The 15867-nt window shown below is 57.4% G+C and carries 14 protein-coding genes; all 14 read left to right on the top strand.

Annotated elements, in window-relative coordinates:
- Nucleotides 1–97: 97 nt before the first annotated feature.
- The 14 genes from HMPREF3155_RS09580 to tyrS all read left to right on the top strand — a co-directional run bounded on the left by HMPREF3155_RS09580 (nt 98) and on the right by tyrS (nt 15602).
- Entirely contained in the window at nt 98–1078 is a 981-nt protein-coding gene (locus tag HMPREF3155_RS09580; protein ID WP_070433185.1) for a helix-turn-helix transcriptional regulator, read from the top strand.
- A gap of 349 nt (nt 1079–1427) precedes the next feature.
- Nucleotides 1428–2423, top strand: a complete 996-nt coding sequence (argF, locus tag HMPREF3155_RS09585; protein ID WP_049147601.1) for an ornithine carbamoyltransferase — start codon at nt 1428–1430, stop codon at nt 2421–2423.
- Between the two features lie 33 nt (nt 2424–2456).
- Nucleotides 2457–3392: a carbamate kinase gene (gene arcC, locus HMPREF3155_RS09590; RefSeq protein ID WP_062038951.1), complete on the top strand. Its 936-nt coding sequence runs from the start codon at nt 2457–2459 to the stop codon at nt 3390–3392.
- Nucleotides 3393–3465: 73 nt separating this feature from the next.
- Nucleotides 3466–5034, top strand: a complete 1569-nt coding sequence (locus HMPREF3155_RS09595; protein ID WP_062038954.1) for a YfcC family protein — start codon at nt 3466–3468, stop codon at nt 5032–5034.
- A 174-nt stretch (nt 5035–5208) separates the two neighbouring features.
- Nucleotides 5209–6282, top strand: a complete 1074-nt coding sequence (argC, locus tag HMPREF3155_RS09600; protein WP_070433186.1) for an N-acetyl-gamma-glutamyl-phosphate reductase — start codon at nt 5209–5211, stop codon at nt 6280–6282.
- A gap of 39 nt (nt 6283–6321) precedes the next feature.
- Nucleotides 6322–7521 carry a bifunctional glutamate N-acetyltransferase/amino-acid acetyltransferase ArgJ gene (argJ, locus tag HMPREF3155_RS09605; protein WP_070433187.1) on the top strand — a complete coding sequence of 400 codons (1200 nt, stop codon included), beginning with the start codon at nt 6322–6324 and terminating at the stop codon, nt 7519–7521.
- Between the two features lie 30 nt (nt 7522–7551).
- Nucleotides 7552–8481 carry an acetylglutamate kinase gene (gene argB / locus HMPREF3155_RS09610; protein ID WP_070433188.1) on the top strand — a complete coding sequence of 310 codons (930 nt, stop codon included), beginning with the start codon at nt 7552–7554 and terminating at the stop codon, nt 8479–8481.
- Entirely contained in the window at nt 8478–9653 is a 1176-nt protein-coding gene (locus HMPREF3155_RS09615; protein ID WP_070433189.1) for an acetylornithine transaminase, read from the top strand. The genes argB and HMPREF3155_RS09615 overlap by 4 nt, the downstream gene beginning before the upstream one ends.
- 38 nt (nt 9654–9691) lie before the next feature.
- A complete protein-coding gene (locus tag HMPREF3155_RS09620) occupies nt 9692–10663 on the top strand; it encodes a lactate/malate family dehydrogenase (RefSeq protein ID WP_148138235.1) in 972 nt (323 codons plus the stop codon).
- A gap of 107 nt (nt 10664–10770) precedes the next feature.
- Nucleotides 10771–11283: an arginine repressor gene (locus HMPREF3155_RS09625; RefSeq protein ID WP_256374631.1), complete on the top strand. Its 513-nt coding sequence runs from the start codon at nt 10771–10773 to the stop codon at nt 11281–11283.
- A 62-nt stretch (nt 11284–11345) separates the two neighbouring features.
- Nucleotides 11346–12563 (top strand): argininosuccinate synthase, encoded by a 1218-nt coding sequence (locus tag HMPREF3155_RS09630; RefSeq protein ID WP_070433192.1) that lies wholly within the window; start codon nt 11346–11348, stop codon nt 12561–12563.
- Nucleotides 12563–13996, top strand: coding sequence for an argininosuccinate lyase (argH, locus tag HMPREF3155_RS09635; protein WP_070433193.1), 1434 nt, complete (start codon nt 12563–12565; stop codon nt 13994–13996). Before HMPREF3155_RS09630 ends, argH begins: the two co-directional genes overlap by 1 nt.
- Before the next feature lie 113 nt (nt 13997–14109).
- Nucleotides 14110–14295 (top strand): Trm112 family protein, encoded by a 186-nt coding sequence (locus HMPREF3155_RS09640; protein ID WP_062034932.1) that lies wholly within the window; start codon nt 14110–14112, stop codon nt 14293–14295.
- 47 nt (nt 14296–14342) lie between these two features.
- Nucleotides 14343–15602, top strand: a complete 1260-nt coding sequence (tyrS, locus tag HMPREF3155_RS09645) for a tyrosine--tRNA ligase (RefSeq protein WP_070433194.1) — start codon at nt 14343–14345, stop codon at nt 15600–15602.
- The last annotated feature ends 265 nt before the right edge of the window (nt 15603–15867 follow it).

Raw genomic sequence — 15867 nt, forward strand, 5'->3', positions numbered from 1 at the left:
CTTTTCTTATCAATCCTTAACCTTCTGAGCTAGACTTACTCCCGCTATTGAACGTGACTTGAGACCGGCAGTTTCTCTCTCGCTGCTGGGAAAGTAGGTGCTGGTGCTAGAGTATGCCGTCTTCTATTTCACTATCTGCATGCTGCTAGCCAGCGTCCTGGTCGCCGGAGTCTGCGTGGGATGCCTGGTGGCCACCCGCTCCCAAGTCTTCAAACTGTTGGCGGTATTCTTCGGCGTCTATGCCTTCGATATAGCGCTTGTCTTTCGAACGCAGTTCATCCACGGCGGGATGGCTAACCGTGAGGTTTCTGTCTACGCAATTACGGCGCCTTTCGAGTCGATATTGCTGGGTGGCGTGATGATGGCTGTGATGGCCATCGTGGTGCAGCGCTACTTAAATGGCTGGCGCTTTCTGCCGCATGCCTGCGTTGGGCTGTTCCTGATAGGCAGCGTCGCGGCCTTATGGGCAGTAGAGGACCCGGCACTACGCCAGTTCCTTTTCTTCAACATGCGGCCTATCACGCTGGCATTTCTACTTTGCTATGGCTTTGGCTGCTACTTGCGCGCGAATGATCCCGCGGAGCGCGCACGCCTTTATTCCTACCGCCATCTCTTCTTCCAGGTTGCTATCTGTGCCGTGCTGGTGGTGGCAGAGAACGTTTACTATCAGCTCATCTTTGACTGGGAGGCTGCCGGGCCCGATGTGCTCTCATTCTTGCCGGAGCGCAATTTTATGGAAAACGTTCTAATCGTTGCCATCGGCTGGGCGGTCATCTCTCATGCGCGAGTGGTTCTGCGCCACGTTGGTGCGGATGCGGCGGTTAAGCCAATCGCAGATGCGGCAGCGGATGACTTTCACGAGCGCAGCCTTGAGCGCTTTTCGGAGGCCCATGGCCTTTCGAAGCGCGAGCGTGAAGTGGCCGGCCTGGTGCTTGCCCGCAAGAGCAATCGCGAGATCGCGGACGAACTCGGCATCTCGCTTTCTACCGTAAAGGTCCACGTTCACAATATTTTGAAAAAGTCATCCTACGAGTCTCGTGACCTATTGGTTGAGGGGTACTGGTCAGGGGTAATGTAACCGGCTTTTGCTCGCGTTTGGGCAGCGGTTTAAACCGGGTTAATTTGTACGTTGTGTTACCAAATGTAGAAAAAGAGATGTATATCACAATCTAAGCTTTGCGCGTAAACCTGCAGTTCAAACGTGGTTTAAACCGGGTTTAGTGGCGGTCAACTCCGGATTTAATGAAAAATAAGCTCGATTAGCGCTTGCTCGGGCGGGGAAATCGAGTCACGATAAAGCCAGAACTTCAGATGAGAAGCACAAGGCTTCCGGGTTCGGCCGGCGCACCCCATGAGTGTGAATTGAAGGGGAGTAGCCGGAGTGAAAATAGGGTAAAAGGCCCTATTAAAGAAAGGAGTTGGCAACAATGCCAGTAAGCCTCAGCGGACGTAACTTCCTCAAGCTTTTGGACTACACCCCAGACGAGATTCGCTACCTTATCCGCCTCTCCAAGCAATTCAAAGAAATGAAGATGGCCGGTGTGCCGCACCGCTACCTCGAGGGCAAGAACATCGTCCTCCTCTTCGAGAAGACCTCGACCCGTACCCGCTGTGCATTCGAGGTTGCCGGCTCCGACCTTGGCATGGGCGTTACCTACTTGGCGCCGGATAGCTCGCAGATGGGCAAGAAAGAGTCCATCGAGGACACCGCTCGCGTGCTGGGCCGCATGTATGACGGCATCGAGTACCGCGGCTTCGCCCAGGAGATTGTTGAGGACTTGGGCGCAAACGCAGGCGTTCCAGTCTGGAACGGCCTGACCACCGAGTTCCACCCAACCCAGATGATTGCAGACATGCTCACTGTAGAGGAGAACTTCCCACAGGGCCTGAAGGGTCTGAAGCTGGTCTTCATGGGCGATGCAGGCAACAACGTTGCAAACTCCCTCATGGTTGTCTGTGCAAAGCTCGGCATGCACTTCGTTGCTTGTGGCCCGAAGGCACAGATGCCAGAAGATGGCCTGGTCGAGGAGTGCACCAAGATTGCAGCCGAGACCGGCGGCTCCGTCACCCTGACCGAAGACGTCAAGGAAGCCTGCACCGACGCTCACGTCATCTACACCGACATCTGGCTGTCCATGGGTGAGCCGGCTGAGCTCTGGGAGGAGCGCGTCAAGCTGCTCGAGCCATACCGTGTCACCAAGGATGTCATGGCAATGGCTGCCGACGACGCCATCTTCATGCACTGCCTGCCTTCCTTCCACGACGTCAAGACCGTTATTGGCAAGGAAATTTCCGAGAAGCTCGGCGTCAGCGAGATGGAGGTCTCCGACGAGGTCTTCGAGTCCGCTTACTCCAAGGTCTTCGATGAGGCAGAGAATCGTCTGCACACCATCAAGGCGGTCATGTACGCCACCTTGTCCTAGAAAATCAAGGTCTTTTCACCAGGAGAAAGTGCAATGGAAAAGCGACGTGTTGTCGTTGCCCTAGGTGGCAACGCCCTTGGAAACACCCCAACCGAGCAGCTGGAAGCAATCCGCCAGACCGCCGACTCAATCGTTGACCTCATCGAGGCCGGCCACGAGGTCGTGGTTACCCACGGCAACGGTCCACAGGTTGGCATGATTAAGGTTTCCTCCGACTTCTCACACCAGGAGGGAACCACGCCAGAGATTCCTTTCGCCGAGTGCGGTGCAATGTCCGAAGGCTACATCGGATACCACCTCCAGCAGGCTATTGAGAATGTGCTGCGCATGCGGAACCTCGAGCGCGACTGCTATTCCCTCATTACACAGACGGTTGTCGACGAAAACGACCCGGCTTTTGATAACCCAACCAAGCCCATCGGTGTGTACTACAGCGAGGAAGAGGCAAAGCGGTTGGCTAAGGAAACCGGCAACACCTACGTCGAGGATTCCGGCCGCGGCTGGCGTTGGGTCATTGCCTCGCCACTTCCTATCGAGGTTGTAGAGGCAAGGAGCATCGCCAACATCCTGGGCTCCGGTGGCATTGCCATCGCAGCCGGTGGCGGCGGCATCCCAGTCGTCCGCAAGGAAGGCCAGCTCAGCGGTGTCACCGCAGTCATCGACAAGGACCGCACCGCGGCTCTTATCGCCCAGCAGATTGAGGCGGACACCCTGTTGATTCTCACCGCAGTTGACTACGCCTACTCCGGCTTTAACACCCCAGAACAAAAGGCTCTGGAGAAGGTCACCGTTGACGAGGTAGAGAAGCTGATTGATGATGCAGCCTTTGCACCAGGCTCAATGCTGCCGAAGGTGGAAGCCTGCTTGGAGTTCGCCCGTTCGGGCGCCGGCCGTCGAGCAATCATCACCTCGCTCGAACATGCCGGTGAAGCCATGACTGGTTCCGTCGGAACCGTTATAACCTCTTAGGAGAAGTTTATTGGCCGGGTAAGACAGTATGTGCTGGCTTCCCCGGCCTTTTATCACATGAAAGGAAGGCGCCATGACCGCGCCAATGAAAGAGAAGGATACAGACCGCAAGAAGAGGCGGAGGTTTCACTTCTCAGTTCCGTCTGCTTTTACGATTCTGTTTGCCCTGACGGTCATTTCTGCAATCGCCACCTGGCTGGTTCCGGCAGGCTCGTATTCGAAGCTGATGTATGACCCTGACTCGGGCAAGCTGAACGTGACCAACCCTGATGGTTCGGTCGACGTTCTGGACGCTACGCAGAAGACTCTCGATAGCCTGGGCGTGCAGATCAACATCGATCAGTTCACCTCTGGTGCACTGACGCAGGCAGTTTCCGTCCCGGGCACTTATGAGCATGTCACGCAGAACCCGGCTGGTCTGTGGGATATCCCGGTCAGCATGGTGCAGGGCACCATCGAGGCCGTTGACATCATCGTGTTCATCCTCGTGCTGGGTGGCCTCATTGGCGTGGTCCGCGCAACGGGCGCTTTCGAGTCGGGCCTGGTCGCACTGACCAAGAAGACGAAGGGGCACGAGTTCCTGCTCGTCGTCGTGGTCTCCGTGCTGATGGTGATGGGCGGTTCCGCCTGTGGCTTGGAGGAGGAAGCTGTTGCTTTTTACCCAATCCTCGCCCCAATCTTTATCTCGCTAGGCTATGACGCCATCGTCGTGGTGGGCGCCATCTTCCTGGCAGGTTCCATGGGTACGGCGTTCTCTACGATTAACCCGTTCTCGGTTGTTATCGCGTCGAACGCGGCGGGTATCAACTTCACAGACGGCATCGTATGGCGTCTGGTCGGCTGTGTCGTCGGCGGCATCGTGGTGATTAGCTACATGGCTTGGTATGCGCGTCGCCTCAAGGCAGACCCGAACTTCTCCTATGTCCTGGAGGATAAGGAAGTCTTTGAGGGCCAGTGGTCCATGGACGCCACCGGTGACGTTAAGAAGTTCGACCTTCGTCAGAAGGTCATCCTCATCCTCTTCGCTATCGCGTTCCCGTTGATGGTCTGGGGTGTTATGTCCCAGGGCTGGTGGTTCCCAACGATGGCGGCCGCATTCCTCACGGTGGCCCTGGCCATCATGTTCATTGCGGCAACCGGTGAGAATCGCTTGGGCGAAGCTGAGCTTTGCGACGCCTTCACTGAGGGTGCTTCCAGCCTGGTCGGCGTTTCCCTGATTATCGGTCTGGCCCGCGGCATCAACCTGGTGCTCAATGATGGTCATATCTCCGATACACTGCTGAACTCTGCAACCAACCTGGTTGAGGGAATGCATGGTCCAGTCTTCATCATCATGCTGATGATCATCTTCTTCCTGCTGGGCTTCGTTGTTCCTTCCTCCTCCGGCCTAGCTGTGCTGTCCATGCCGATTATGGCGCCGCTGGCAGATACGGTGGGCATCGACCGTTGGATTGTGGTCTGTGCTTATCAGTGGGGACAGTATGCAATGCTGTTCATCTGCCCGACCGGCCTGGTCATGGCAACGCTGCAGATGCTGAAGATGAAGTACACGCACTGGCTGCGCTTCGTCTGGCCGATGATGGTCTTCCTTCTGGTCTTCGGCGGCATCATGCTGGTAACTCAGGTGCTGATTTACTCCTAAGCTGTGGCTCGAGGGTGGAGGCCCTCAGGCTCAGTGTTTAGTGCCTCCCGCTTGGCTTTCTTCTCCACTCAATTGTTAGAGGAGGGCCGCGGGAGGCACTTTGCGTTTTGGAGCGATATAAAAGACTCCTCGTATATATTGCAGCGCCTTGCATAACTTGTTATTGTTTCCCGCATGAGTATTTCAGTAGCCATCGCGGGCGTTTCCGGATATGCAGGCGGCGAGATTCTGCGCCTGCTCTTGTCCCATCCAGCATATTTGTCCGGTAAGCTGCGGATTGGCGCCCTCTGTGGGCACTCCACAGCCGGGCAACCGGTGGCGCAGGTCGTGCCAAATGCGCCGCAGGTGTGGGGGAATACTATTCAAGACATTGCGGCGGAAAACCTGCTTGGGCATTCGGTGGTCTTCCTGGCGCTGCCGCACGGACACTCGGCGAAGTTGGCGCGGGAGATTGAGGCGGCGTCGCAAAGCACCGGCGTCGCCGTGCCGGTGTTGATTGATTGCGCGGCCGATTTCCGCCTCCGGAGCGAAGAAGACTGGCGGGAATTTTATGGTGAGGATTATGCAGGCGCATGGCCCTATGGCATCCCAGAGCTGCCTGGAAATCGCGCACAGCTGCAGGGGGCATCGCAGGTAGCGGTGCCGGGATGCTTTCCCACCGCCGTGACTTTGGGTGCTGTGCCGGCCTTGGCGCAGGAGCTCATCGAACCTGAGCTCAACGTGGTTGCGGTTACTGGCGTTTCCGGCGCAGGCAAGAAGGCCGCAGTGGGGTTGCTTGGTACTGAGACCATGGGCAGTTTGCGCGCCTATTCGCCGGGCGGCACGCACCGCCATACCCCGGAGATGGTGCAGAACCTGGCGCCTTTCGTGCACGGTGACGCTGAGCTCAACCTCAGCTTTACTCCGGTCTTGGCCCCGCTGGTGCGGGGGATTTTGGCCACTATCAGCGCTCCTCTTGCCGGAGGAGTGGATGCCTCCCAGGTGCACAAAGCCTTCGCGGACTTCTACAAGGACGAGCCTTTTTGCTTGGTTTTGCCAGAAGGAATCCAGCCAGAAACGCAGAACGTAGTGGGCTCCAACATGGTGCATATCCACGCTCATGTGGACGGTCGTGCCCGACGATTGCTCATCACTGTTGCGCTCGACAATCTGACCAAGGGCACCGCCGGTGCCGCCGTTCAATGTATGAATCTCGCGCTAGGGCTTGAAGAAGCCGCCGGCCTGCCACAAGTGGCCGTCGCGCCCTAGGCGGTTATTAATAGCCACCTTTTTAATTAGGAGAAGATCATGTCACTATCACCCACCACGCCAGGAGTGCCCGTGACCAAACCAACTGGCGTTACCGCGCCGAAAGGTTTTGTGGCGGGAGCAACCACTGCTGGGATTAAGCCATCTGGAAAATCAGATATGGCGCTCGTTGTAAATCAAGGCCCACATTTTAATGCAGCGGCGGTATTTACCCGCAATCGGGTCGTTGCCTCACCGGTAAAACTTTCCAAGGCCGCCGTCGCAGACGGGCAGGTAAGGGCCGTGTTGTATAACTCGGGCAACGCCAACGCCTGTAACGGGAAGCAAGGCGACAAAGATGCCCAAGCCATGGTGGATGAACTTGCTGCTCTAACTGGAATTGTCGGGCAAGATATCGCTGTATGCTCCACAGGGCTGATTGGCGAGCCTTTGCCGATGAATAAAACATTGGGCGGCGTTCGCGGCGTCGTGGGGCAACTCAGCTCAGAAGGAGGTCACGCTGCCGCCGAGGCGATAATGACCACCGATACCGTGGCGAAGGAAGCTGTGGTGCACGGTGGTGGATGGACTCTGGGTGCGATGGGCAAGGGCGTGGGCATGATGGCGCCCTCGCTTGCAACGATGCTCGTGTGCCTGACAACCGACGCCGCGGCCACTCCTGCTGCTTTGCAGCAAGCGCTGCACAAGGCATGCGATGCGACCTTCAATACTTTAGATATTGATGGCTCGACCTCGACTAATGACACCGTCATCATCTTGGCAAATGGTGTATCGGGCATCGAGCCTTCGCAGGATGAACTTAACGAGGCCGTCGTTCAGGCCTGCGCCGACATTGCGGACCAGCTGCAGGCCGACGCGGAAGGGGTGACCAAGCGCGTCAAAATCACCGTCGAGGGCACCACTACCGATGAGCAGGCGCTTGCCGCTGCGCGGACGCTGGGCCGGGATAACCTGTTCAAGTGTGCGATGTTTGGCTCCGATCCCAGTTGGGGCCGCGTCCTTGCGGCAGTGGGCATGGCGGACGCGGATATGGATCCGGAAAACATTTCTGTTGCCTTCAACAATCAGCCTGTCTGCATCAACTCCACGGGCGCGCCCGGCGCGCGCGAGGTGGACCTTTCAGGAATCGATATTGACGTCCACGTTCACTTAGGTCTTAACGGGCCAGGCCGAGCATTTGTACGGACTACGGATCTGTCTCATCAGTACGTCGAAATCAACTCGGCCTATAGCTCTTAGCTTCGGGGAATAGGCAAAGGCGAGGAGACTATGCAGTTAACGAACTTGGAGCGGGCCACGGTCTTGGCGGAGGCACTGCCGTGGCTCCAGCATTATCGCGACAAAATAGTCGTGGTGAAGTATGGCGGCAACGCCATGGTGGATGAGCGGCTCAAGGCGGCGTTCGCGGCAGACATGGTGTTTCTGCGTGCGGTAGGCGCGAAGCCGATTGTCGTCCACGGCGGCGGCCCGCAGATCAACCAGATGCTGGGCAGGCTTGGCATCGAGGGCGAATTCAAAGGTGGCTTTCGGGTAACCACCTCGGAGGTGATGGAAGTCGTACGGATGGTCTTGTTTGGCCAGGTGGGCAGGGGATTGGTCAACCTCATTAACTCCCACGGGCCCTACGCGGTGGGCACCTCGGGCGAGGACGCAGGACTATTTCGCGCCCAAAAGCGCCTGGTCAACATCGATGGGCAGCTGACAAACATCGGTTTGGTCGGCGATATTACTGATGTCAACCCCGAAGCCTTGATGGACATCGTGGATGCAGGAAGGATTCCCGTTGTGTCAACCATTGCGCCCGGTAGGGGTGGCGAGATTTATAACGTGAATGCGGATACCGCGGCGGGTGCGCTCGCTAGCGCTGTGGGTGCGGAAAGGCTCGTGGTCCTAACCAACGTGGAGGGGCTTTATACCGACTGGCCAGATTCCGATTCTTTGGTCTCCAAGATTGAGTGCAGTGAGCTTTCGCAGCTCTTGCCCGCCTTAGACAGCGGGATGATCCCCAAGATGGAGGCCTGCCTTAAAGCAGTGGAGGCAGGGGTAAACGCGGCCCACGTTATTGATGGCCGCACCGAGCATGCGGTGGTCCTAGAGCTGCTGACCTCCGGCGGCATCGGAACGATGATTCTGCCTGATAACTATGACCGCGCTGATTATCCGGAAGGAACGGTCTTTAGAAAGGACGATAACGCATGACTTCGTTTTTAAAGCAGTGGAACGAGGCGATCGCGAATACCTACGGCGCTCCGCCGCTCGGATTGGTCTCAGGTGCAGGATCTACCGTGGTTGATGAAGAAGGGAAGTCCTACATCGACATGCTGGCCGGCATTGCGGTCAATTCACTAGGCTACGGGCATCCTGCCGTAGTTCAGGCGGTAAGCCAGCAGGTGGCTAAGTTGGCGCACGTATCCAATCTTTTTGCGAGTGAGCCTGTGGTTGAGGTCGCGCAAAAGCTCAAGGCTAGGGTGGGCGATAGCGATGCCCGGGTATTCTTCTGCAACTCCGGTACCGAGGCCAACGAGGCTGCGTTCAAGGTAGCACGCTTGACTGGAAAGAAGCGGGTGCTGGCGGCGCACCACGGATTCCACGGGCGTACGATGGGCGCGCTCGCGATGACGGGGCAGCCGGGCAAACGGGCGCCTTTCGAGCCGCTGCCAGCTGGCGTGGAATTTTATCCCTATGGCGACATTGAATATCTGCGCACATTGGTGGAACAGGACCCAGCCAATACCGCGGCAATCATTTTGGAGCCTATCCAAGGCGAGACCGGAGTGATTCCCGCGCCGGATGGATTTCTGGTTAAGGTGCGCCAGTTATGCGATGAATACGAGCTCCTCTTGATTGTTGATGAGGTTCAGACTGGCGTCGGGCGTACTGGTGACTTCTTCGCTTTCCAGTCTGCGAGAATCTTGCCCGATGTGATTACCATGGCCAAAGGCTTGGGGGCGGGCCTGCCCATCGGCGCGACCATCGTACGGGGCGCGGCGAAGGATTTGCTTACTCCGGGTAGCCACGGCACGACCTTTGGCGGCAATCCCGTTGTGTGTGCGGCGGCAAATGCGGTACTGGACACTATCGATGCCGCGTTCATTGCTGAGGTACGCAACAAAGGAGAGCGGCTCGCAGAACGCGTAGCTGCGTTGCCTGGCGTAGTAGAAGTGCGCGGTCGCGGCCTGATGTTGGGCGTGGTTCTGGAACGCCCGGTGGCTAAACAGGTGGTCAGCGCCGGCTTCAAGCACGGAGTAATTGTGAATGCGCCGAATGATTCCGTCGTGCGTTTGACGCCGCCGCTGGTGATTGAAGAGGCAGAGCTGGACGCCGCGGTTAACCGCTTTGCGCTGGCGCTTTCCGACGCCACCGTCAGCTAAAGCACCACGTGTCCGGCGTGAGGTTTATGCTCGGGAATATGAAGAACCTAAACACCACAAAGCTTGTTTGTATTGGCCTGGGTCACGTTGGATCCTCGGTCCTTGCTTATGCCATGGAGTCTGGCCTTTTCGCGGATATCGCCGCAATCGATGTTAACGAAAAGGTGGCACACGGTGAGGCGCTGGACCATGATCAATCCACCGGCGTGCCTGGCGTTGACCATATCCACGTCCACGCCGGTACCTACGCGGACTGCGCTGATGCTGACCTCATTATCGTCTCTGCCGGTGCGTCCATGCAGCCGGACCCGGACAATCCGGGTTCTGCTCCTGACCGTGCCGAGTTGGCAGTATCTTCCGGCCGCGTAATTCGCAATGTCATGGAAGGCATCACTGCCCATACGAGTGAAGCGGTCATCCTGTTTATCACCAATCCTCTGGACGCAATGGTTACCCTTGCGCACCGCGAGTTCGACTACCCGCGCTCGCTACTCTTTGGTACCGGCACCATGCTCGATTCAGCGCGTCTGCGCTGGGCTGTAGGGCGTGAGCTCGGTATCGATCCAAAGTCTGTCACCGGTTACATGATGGGTGAACACGGCATGACTGCCTTCCCAGTGCTGTCGAAACTGAACGTCCAAGGCTTGGACTGGGAAGAACTTGAAGAGCTCCATCACGGCTCGCTACCAGGTAGGGAAGAGCTCAAAGAAACCGTTGTCGGCGCGGCCTACGACGTCTTCAATGCAAAGGGCTGGACCGACGCCGGTGTAGCACGTTCCGCGGTAGCGATTGCGCGATCGATCATGATGGATGAGAAGGCGGTACATCCGGTCTGCTCCATGCTGGAGGGGGAATACGGCATCGACGATGTTGCACTTTCCATGCCATCGGTTGTCGGCCGCCGCGGTGTCGAAAAGCGCTTGGCCCCCAAGCTCGATGAATGGGAGACCCAGAAGTTGGCTGAATCCGCAGACTATATCCGTGCAACTTTCGAGCGTGCGCAAGGTTAATGGCGCCCGCCGGGACAATTCCGGAATCCTTCACGCTGAAGGTTTATGCTTGAAAGCGAATTTAATGCACTATGCTTTAGCGCATTTGAGGATATCGGATTGCCGGCATGAGTTTTAAGGAGAATTCTCTAGCGATGACAACGACGCCGACCACGCGCAATGCGCGCCAAGCCAAGATCCTGGAAATTTTGGATCGCACCCGCGTTACAAGCCAGGTGCAGCTTTCTGAACTGCTGCTTGATGAGGGAATCGACATTACCCAGGCAACCCTTTCGCGCGATCTTGACGAGCTCGGTGCGAAGAAAGTAAAGCGCGGTGGCGGGCGTTCCTTCTATATGGTCGGCGGCGAGCTGGAGCAATTCGAAGACCAACTTAACGGACCTCGCGAGAAGCTGCGCCGCATGCTCGACGAGCTTGTTGTCTCGCATGATCATTCAGGAAACATCGCCATGCTGCGCACTCCAGCCGGCGCTGCGCAGTATTTGGCTTCCTTTATTGACCGCGTTGGTTTGAGCGATGTAGTCGGCTGCATTGCTGGTGATGACACTGTTTTCGTCCTCGCGCGCGAGTCGACCACCGGCGAGGAACTTGCGAAGAAGCTCATATCACGCGACATTTAGGTTTTATACGTTCTATCGTATAATATTAACGGTAGCTCGAAGATGAACAAAGGAGAATGATTATGAGCGCACGTGTTGTACTGGCTTATTCCGGCGGACTGGATACGTCCGTGGCGATCCCTTACCTGGCTAAGATGACGGGCGGCGACGTTGTTGCTGTCTCTCTTGACCTTGGCCAGGGTGGCGAGGATATGGAGTCGGTACGCCAGCGCGCCCTCGATTGCGGCGCGGTCGAGTCCATCGTCATTGACGCTAAGGATGAATTCGCAGAAGAGTACTGCCTGCCTACCATCAAGGCTAACGGCATGTACATGAAGCAGTACCCGCTCGTTTCTGCGATTTCCCGCCCGCTTATCACCAAGCACCTGGTGAAAGCTGCGCAGGAGCACGGCGGAACACACGTTTCCCACGGTTGCACTGGCAAAGGTAACGATCAGGTCCGCTTCGAGGTTTCCTTCCGCGCACTCGATCCTTCGCTAGAGATCATCGCGCCAGCGCGTGATTACGCCTGGACTCGTGACAAGGCAATCGCCTTCGCGGAGGAGATCAACCTGCCGATTGAGCAGTCCGCATCCTCGCCATTTTCTATCGACCAGAATGTGTGGGGCCGCGCGGTAGAAACCGGCTTTTTGGAGGATCTGTGGAATCCGCCAACAAAGGATCTTTACGCCTACACCGAGGATCCGGCATTGGGTAACGCCCCCGATGAGGTCATCATTTCCTTTGAAAAGGGCAAGCCCGTCGCCATCGACGGTAAGCCGGTGACCGTTCTGGAAGCAATCGAAGAGCTCAATCGCCGCGCGGGTGCACAAGGCGTCGGCCGTCTCGACATGGTTGAGGACCGGCTCGTAGGCATCAAGTCCCGCGAGGTCTACGAGGCCCCGGGTGCCATGGTGCTCATCAAGGCTCACGAGGCACTGGAGGATGTCACCGTCGAGCGTGAGCTCGCACGTTATAAGCGCCTGACCGACGCCCGCTGGAGCGAAGAGGTCTACGACGGCCTCTGGTACTCACCGCTGAAGCGTTCCCTGGATGCCTTCATCGAGTCCTCCCAGGAGAACGTCACCGGCGATATCCGCATGGTTCTCCACGCCGGCACCGCAACTGTCAATGGTCGCCGCTCGGGGGAGTCTCTGTACTCCTTCGACCTGGCCACCTATGACACTGGCGACGCCTTCGATCAGACCGCGGCCAAGGGCTTTGTCCAGCTGCATGGCCTGTCCACCCAGATCTCCAACCAGCGTGACCGCGATGGCGGTTTCCCAACCGGAAAGAAATAATGCATAAGACTAACGAGGGCGCATTGTGGGGCGGCCGCTTCACCGGCGGCCCGTCCGAGGCAATGTTTGCCCTGTCCGTATCCACTCACTTCGACTGGGTCCTGGCGCCATATGATGTCCTGGCTTCCAAGGCACACGCCAAGGTGCTGCACAAGGCAGGCCTGCTTTCCGACGCCGACCTGCAGACCATGCTCGATGGCCTGACGCAGCTGGGGGAGAAGGTAGCCTCCGGCGAGTTTCGCCCGTTGCCCACCGACGAGGATGTGCACGGCGCGATGGAGCGCGGGCTTATCGACATCGTCGGGCCTGAGGTCGGCGGCCGCCTGCGCGCGGGTCGTTCCCGCAACGACCAGGTAGCAACCCTGTTTCGCATGTGGGTCCGCGATGCCATTCGCGATATTGCCTTGCAGGTCACTGATCTGGTGGATGCTTTGTCTCAGCAGGCGGCGGCGCACCCGGAGGCAATCATGCCAGGTAAGACTCACTCGCAGGCTGCGCAGCCTATCTTGCTGGCGCACCAGCTGTTGGCACACGCGCAACCTTTGCTTCGCGACGTCGATCGCTTAAAAGATTTGGACAAGCGCCTAGCAGTATCGCCTTATGGCTCTGGCGCGCTGGCGGGTTCTTCGCTGCACCTCGACCCAGAGGCAATAGCTGCGGAGCTGGGCTTCGATTCTGCCGCAGAGAACTCTCTGGATGGAACGTCGTCTCGTGACTTTGCCTCGGAGGCAGCTTTCGTCTTGGCACAGATCGCGGTCGATATGTCTCGCCTGGCGGAAGAAATCATCTATTGGTGCACTCCGGAATATGGTTACGTCACCCTGGATGATGCTTGGTCGACCGGTTCTTCCATCATGCCTCAGAAGAAGAATCCCGATGTTGCGGAGCTAACCCGTGGTAAGACGGGCCGCCTCATTGGCAACCTCTCCGGATTGTTGGCCACGCTGAAGGCACAGCCTTTGGCCTACAACCGTGACCTGCAAGAGGATAAAGAGCCGATTGTTGACTCGGTGGCGCAGCTCAATCTGCTGCTGCCAGCCATGACCGGCCTGGTTTCCACCTTGGAATTCCACGAAGACCGCATGCGTGAGCTTGCCCCACGTGGATTCACTCTGGCAACGGACCTCGCCGAGTGGATGGTTCGCCAAGGCGTTCCATTCCGTGAGGCGCACGAGGCCTCGGGCGCGTGCGTTCAGATTGCCGAAGCAAGGGGAGTGGACCTAGTGGACCTCAGCGACGAGGAGCTCGCCGGCGTCGATAAGCGCTTGCTGCCGGCAGTGCGTGACGTACTCACCATCGATGGCGCAGTAGCCTCGCGTTCTACCAAGGGCGGAACCGCAGGTGTTCGCGTCGCCGAACAGCGTGAACGCGTTGACGAGCTCGCCGCGGAATTTAAGGAATGGGCACAGACTCCGGCTATTCCAGGGGCCTAAGCCAGAAAAGCCGGTCATCTTCAATGCGTGAAGGCGGCCGGCTTTTCGCTTGTGCATTTCACATCACAGGGTTGAAGCCGCCGCTAAACGTACCGAGATGTAGGATGAACGCCATGAGTCTTGATCCACAGCTACTAGAGATTTTGGTCTGCCCCCAAGACAAGGGACCGCTGACTTATAACGAGGATGCACAGGTTCTGGTTAATGAGCGTCTCGGCATTGCCTATCCCATCGAAGATGACATCCCAGTGATGCTAGCTGATCACGCAAAAGCATGGCCTGCAGAAGCTGGGGCCTAACAAATTTTTCTGCACCTCGAATCTAGGAAGAGACTAGGAAGACTTTTATGAACATCATTGACGAGCTGTCTTGGCGCGGCCTCATCAACCAGTCCACCGACCTCGACGCACTGCACGAAGAGTGCGAAAAGCCGATTACCTTGTACTGCGGCTTCGACCCGACGGGGGATTCCCTCCACGCAGGGCACCTAGTGCCGATGATTATGCTGCGCCGCTTCCAGGAATTCGGGCACCGTCCAATCACCGTTGCAGGTGGTGCGACGGGCACCATTGGTGACCCGCGCGACGTCGGCGAGCGCTCCATGCTCAGCATGGACGTCATCGAGCAGAACCTCCAGGCAATCCAGAAGCAGCTGCGTCGTTTTGTGGACTTTGAAGGCGAGAATGCCGCCATCATGGTTAACAACGCTGATTGGACCATGAGCCTTTCCGTTATCGACTTCCTGCGTGATATCGGAAAGAACTTTTCCCTGAACACGATGCTTGACCGCGATACCGTCAAGCGCCGACTGGAATCCGACGGAATTTCCTACACCGAGTTCTCCTATATGCTGCTGCAGTCCAACGACTACGTGCACCTGCACCGTGAGTACGACTGCGTGCTGCAGATTGGCGGCGGCGATCAGTGGGGGAACATTGTCTCTGGTGTCGATCTGAACCGTCGCATGGATAACGCTAAGGTCCATGCGCTCACCGTTCCGCTGGTTACCGATGCCCAGGGGCAGAAGTTCGGTAAGTCTACGGGTGGCGGCAAGCTGTGGCTGGATCCGGAGAAGACCTCCGCGTACTCCTGGTACCAGTACTTCCTCAACGCTGGTGACTCTGTGGTCATCGATTACCTTCGTTGGTTCACCTTCCTGAATCAGGAAGAAATCGCTGAGTACGAGAAGGCCGTGGCTGATGAGCCGTACAAGCGTGCTGCGCAGCGTCGCCTGGCTCAGGAGATGACCAACATGGTGCATGGCGAGGAGGCAACCAAGGCAGTCGAGCTTGCTGCCCAGGCGCTCTTCGGCAAGGCGGAGCTCACCGAACTGGATAAGAAAACCCTGACTGGGGCTTTGTCTGAAACCACAGTCGCTGAGATTGCGGAAGGCGATCCGCGGACCATCGTTGATCTTCTGGTGGCTTCCGGTCTGGCTGACTCCAAGGGCGCTGCGCGCCGCACCATTAAGGAAGGTGGCGCTTACGTCAACAACCAGCGCATTGAATCGGATGACTGGGAGCCTGCAGTTGACGATCTGCTCCACGGATCTTGGCTCGTCCTGCGTCGCGGTAAGAAGAACTTTGCCGGTGCGCGCCTGGCTTAGGAGCTTCTAGCGCCTCAATTAGTGAAACCGTCCACCGTTGGTGGGCGGTTTTCTTTTTTGACCTGGCGATTTGTCAACCTTTGGGGTCGTGCGTATATTTATCGGGGTCGCCGCGACAAGCGGTTGGCGGAGAGATTAACTCCGGGTTGACAAGCTATCATGTTGTTAGCTAGAGTATGAACTCCAGTCGCTTAGAGAAACAGCAGGTTAAATGTTGTTTAACTAGTGCGAATGATGTCTGAGAACTCAATAGTGTGCCAATGTA

The organism is Corynebacterium sp. HMSC06D04 (assembly GCF_001807315.1).
Taxonomy (GTDB): domain Bacteria; phylum Actinomycetota; class Actinomycetes; order Mycobacteriales; family Mycobacteriaceae; genus Corynebacterium; species Corynebacterium simulans.

Coding starts and splice junctions, on each gene's coding strand:
- argF (WP_049147601.1), top strand. CDS start 1,428: ATGCCAGTAAGCCTCAGCGGACGTAACTTCCTCAAGCTTTTGGACTAC.
- arcC (WP_062038951.1), top strand. CDS start 2,457: ATGGAAAAGCGACGTGTTGTCGTTGCCCTAGGTGGCAACGCCCTTGGA.
- HMPREF3155_RS09595 (WP_062038954.1), top strand. CDS start 3,466: ATGACCGCGCCAATGAAAGAGAAGGATACAGACCGCAAGAAGAGGCGG.
- argC (WP_070433186.1), top strand. CDS start 5,209: ATGAGTATTTCAGTAGCCATCGCGGGCGTTTCCGGATATGCAGGCGGC.
- argJ (WP_070433187.1), top strand. CDS start 6,322: ATGTCACTATCACCCACCACGCCAGGAGTGCCCGTGACCAAACCAACT.
- argB (WP_070433188.1), top strand. CDS start 7,552: ATGCAGTTAACGAACTTGGAGCGGGCCACGGTCTTGGCGGAGGCACTG.
- HMPREF3155_RS09615 (WP_070433189.1), top strand. CDS start 8,478: ATGACTTCGTTTTTAAAGCAGTGGAACGAGGCGATCGCGAATACCTAC.
- HMPREF3155_RS09620 (WP_148138235.1), top strand. CDS start 9,692: ATGAAGAACCTAAACACCACAAAGCTTGTTTGTATTGGCCTGGGTCAC.
- HMPREF3155_RS09625 (WP_256374631.1), top strand. CDS start 10,771: ATGAGTTTTAAGGAGAATTCTCTAGCGATGACAACGACGCCGACCACG.
- HMPREF3155_RS09630 (WP_070433192.1), top strand. CDS start 11,346: ATGAGCGCACGTGTTGTACTGGCTTATTCCGGCGGACTGGATACGTCC.
- argH (WP_070433193.1), top strand. CDS start 12,563: ATGCATAAGACTAACGAGGGCGCATTGTGGGGCGGCCGCTTCACCGGC.
- HMPREF3155_RS09640 (WP_062034932.1), top strand. CDS start 14,110: ATGAGTCTTGATCCACAGCTACTAGAGATTTTGGTCTGCCCCCAAGAC.
- tyrS (WP_070433194.1), top strand. CDS start 14,343: ATGAACATCATTGACGAGCTGTCTTGGCGCGGCCTCATCAACCAGTCC.